Genomic DNA, 4133 nt, shown 5'->3' on the forward strand with positions numbered 1-4133 from the left:
AGGCTAACCCTTCCTCTTAACCTTCCAGCACCGGGCAGGCGTCAGTCCGTATACATCGTCTTGCGACTTCGCACGGACCTGTGTTTTTAGTAAACAGTCGCTTCCCACTGGTCTCTGCGGCCTTCAACGCTCAACGACGAGAAGTCGTATCACGTGTCCGGCCCCCCTTCTCCCGAAGTTACGGGGGCATTTTGCCGAGTTCCTTAACCACGATTCTCTCGATCTCCTTGGTATTCTCTACCTGACCACCTGAGTCGGTTTCGGGTACGGGCGGCTGCAACCTCGCGTCGATGCTTTTCTCGGCAGCATAGGATCACTGATTTCCCCTGACGGGTACGCGTCGGATCTCAGGCACACAGACGACGGATTTGCCTATCGTCAGCCCTACATCCTTACACCAGGTTCACCTTACGGATACCATCGCCTGGCTCAGCTACCTTCCTGCGTCACACCTGTTCATACGCTAGCCGCACCAGCATGGGGTCGAGCGTTAGACCGGACACCATCACCCCGAAGGGATCCGGAAGTCCGGGTTAGGACTCTTAGCACCACTGGATTAGCTTGGGCGGTTGTTCGCCGGTACGGGAATATCAACCCGTTGTCCATCGACTACGCCTGTCGGCCTCGCCTTAGGTCCCGACTTACCCAGGGCGGATTAACCTGGCCCTGGAACCCTTGGTCTTTCGGAGGACGGGTTTCTCACCCGTCTTTCGCTACTCATGCCTGCATTCTCACTCGTGTGGCGTCCACGGCTGGATTACTCCGCCGCTTCACTCGCCACACGACGCTCTCCTACCACTCCGCACGACTGAACCACGAAGGCTTGTCTGTGTGCGAAATCTACAACTTCGGCGGTGTGCTTGAGCCCCGTTACATTGTCGGCGCGGAATCACTTGACCAGTGAGCTATTACGCACTCTTTCAAGGGTGGCTGCTTCTAAGCCAACCTCCTGGTTGTCTGTGCAACTCCACATCCTTTCCCACTTAGCACACGCTTAGGGGCCTTAGTTGGTAGTCTGGGTTGTTTCCCTCTCGACGATGAAGCTTATCCCCCACCGTCTCACTGCTGCGCTCTCACTCACCGGCATTCGGAGTTTGGCTGACGTCAGTAACCTGTTGAGGCCCATCGGCCATCCAGTAGCTCTACCTCCGGCGAGAAACACGCAACGCTGCACCTAAATGCATTTCGGAGAGAACCAGCTATCACGAAGTTTGATTGGCCTTTCACCCCTATCCACAGCTCATCCCCTCCATTTTCAACTGAAGTGGGTTCGGTCCTCCACGACGTCTTACCGTCGCTTCAACCTGGCCATGGATAGATCACTTCGCTTCGGGTCTAGGACATGCGACTGAATCGCCCTATTCAGACTCGCTTTCGCTACGGCTGCCCCACACGGGTTAACCTCGCCACATATCACTAACTCGCAGGCTCATTCTTCAAAAGGCACGCCGTCACCCCTACAAGGAGGCTCCGACGGTTTGTAAGCAAACGGTTTCAGGTACTATTTCACTCCCCTCCCGGGGTACTTTTCACCTTTCCCTCACGGTACTTGTCCGCTATCGGTCATCTGGGAGTATTTAGGCTTATCAGGTGGTCCTGACAGATTCACACGGGATTTCTCGGGCCCCGTGCTACTTGGGATACACATCCGGCCATAACACCATTTCGTCTACGGGGCTGGCACCCACTACGGCCCGGCTTTCAAACCGGTTCGACTATGATGCGCTGTAACCGTCCCAGTCCGGCAGAACTGAGCGACGTGTCCCACAACCCCGACCATGCAACGCCCGCCGGCTATCACACATGATCGGTTTAGCCTCATCCGCTTTCGCTCGCCACTACTCACGGAATCACATGTTGTTTTCTCTTCCTGTGGGTACTGAGATGTTTCACTTCCCCACGTTCCCTCTACCCGCCCTATATATTCAGGCGGGAGTCACCAGGTCGACAAGTCGCCTGGCGGGGTTTCCCCATTCGGAAATCCTCGGCTCACAGCTCGATTATCAGCTCCCCGAGGCTTATCGCAGATTTCTACGTCCTTCTTCGGCTCCAGATGCCAAGGCATCCACCGTTTGCTCTTAGAAACTTGACCACAAAGATTAAAATTGCGATCGACTCGAACAACAACCAACCCGAAGGCCGGTCATCATCACGAGCGATCTAAGATGCTCGCGTCCACTGTGTAGTTCTCAACATACGATCGGCACCAGCACTCCCCCACCAACCGGTAGGTTCACCCTGGCCCAACGAAGGACCCGTAGGCCCAACCCCCGCCAACACTCACGTGTCAACTGGAAGCCTGGTCCCTCAGGACCCAACAACGTGCACCAGCCGACCCGCTCACCCCGACCCGTCCCAACCAGCAAGCTGGCGTACTAGGGCCGGAAGCTACGCTCCCGACTGCACTGTCAATGTTCCACCCATGAGCTACCGGCAACCACGTTCGGGTTACTCGGCGCCTGAACCAGACACCTGCAGAGCAGGGCCGGTCAGATGCTCCTTAGAAAGGAGGTGATCCAGCCGCACCTTCCGGTACGGCTACCTTGTTACGACTTAGTCCTAATCACCGATCCCACCTTCGACGGCTCCTTCCACAAGGGTTAGGCCACCGGCTTCGGGTGTTACCGACTTTCATGACTTGACGGGCGGTGTGTACAAGGCCCGGGAACGTATTCACCGCAGCGTTGCTGATCTGCGATTACTAGCGACTCCGACTTCATGAGGTCGAGTTGCAGACCTCAATCCGAACTGAGACCGGCTTTTTGGGATTCGCTCCACCTTACGGTATCGCAGCCCTTTGTACCGGCCATTGTAGCATGCGTGAAGCCCAAGACATAAGGGGCATGATGATTTGACGTCATCCCCACCTTCCTCCGAGTTGACCCCGGCAGTCTCCTATGAGTCCCCGCCATAACGCGCTGGCAACATAGAACGAGGGTTGCGCTCGTTGCGGGACTTAACCCAACATCTCACGACACGAGCTGACGACAACCATGCACCACCTGTACACCGACCACAAGGGGGCGACCATCTCTGGCCGTTTCCGGTGTATGTCAAGCCTTGGTAAGGTTCTTCGCGTTGCATCGAATTAATCCGCATGCTCCGCCGCTTGTGCGGGCCCCCGTCAATTCCTTTGAGTTTTAGCCTTGCGGCCGTACTCCCCAGGCGGGGCGCTTAATGCGTTAGCTACGACACAGAAACCGTGGAAAGGTCCCTACATCTAGCGCCCAACGTTTACGGCGTGGACTACCAGGGTATCTAATCCTGTTCGCTCCCCACGCTTTCGCTCCTCAGCGTCAGTTACGGCCCAGAGATCTGCCTTCGCCATCGGTGTTCCTCCTGATATCTGCGCATTCCACCGCTACACCAGGAATTCCAATCTCCCCTACCGCACTCTAGTCTGCCCGTACCCACTGCAAGCCCGAGGTTGAGCCTCGGGATTTCACAGCAGACGCGACAAACCGCCTACGAGCTCTTTACGCCCAATAATTCCGGACAACGCTTGCACCCTACGTATTACCGCGGCTGCTGGCACGTAGTTAGCCGGTGCTTTTTCTGCAGGTACCGTCACTTTCGCTTCTTCCCTACTAAAAGAGGTTTACAACCCGAAGGCCGTCATCCCTCACGCGGCGTTGCTGCATCAGGCTTTCGCCCATTGTGCAATATTCCCCACTGCTGCCTCCCGTAGGAGTCTGGGCCGTGTCTCAGTCCCAGTGTGGCCGGTCACCCTCTCAGGCCGGCTACCCGTCGTCGCCTTGGTGAGCCATTACCTCACCAACAAGCTGATAGGCCGCGAGTCCATCCCCAACCAAAAAATCTTTCCACCACCAGACCATGCGGCCAGTGATCATATCCAGTATTAGACGTCGTTTCCAACGCTTATCCCAGAGTCAGGGGCAGGTTACTCACGTGTTACTCACCCGTTCGCCACTAATCACAGGAGCAAGCTCCTGATCATCGTTCGACTTGCATGTGTTAAGCACGCCGCCAGCGTTCGTCCTGAGCCAGGATCAAACTCTCCGTAAAAAATTACAGATCCGACACCCGAAAGCGCCGAACCGAGTTGATTCTGACTGTTGACTGTCTACTGACAATCTTCAATCCAAAAGGAATTGTCTCCGACGACCACAACC

2 rRNA genes are annotated in these 4133 nt (G+C 56.1%); both read right to left on the bottom strand.

Going from position 1 to position 4133, the window contains the following annotated elements:
• Positions 1-2092: ribosomal RNA gene (locus JOD95_RS16075) — 23S ribosomal RNA — on the bottom strand; the annotation flags it as partial.
• A 412-nt stretch (positions 2093-2504) separates the two neighbouring features.
• Positions 2505-4026: ribosomal RNA gene (locus tag JOD95_RS16080) — 16S ribosomal RNA — on the bottom strand.
• Between the last annotated feature and the right edge of the window lie 107 nt (positions 4027-4133).

It is taken from the genome of Curtobacterium sp. 1310, assembly GCF_017834105.1.
In the GTDB taxonomy this organism is placed as follows: domain Bacteria; phylum Actinomycetota; class Actinomycetes; order Actinomycetales; family Microbacteriaceae; genus Curtobacterium.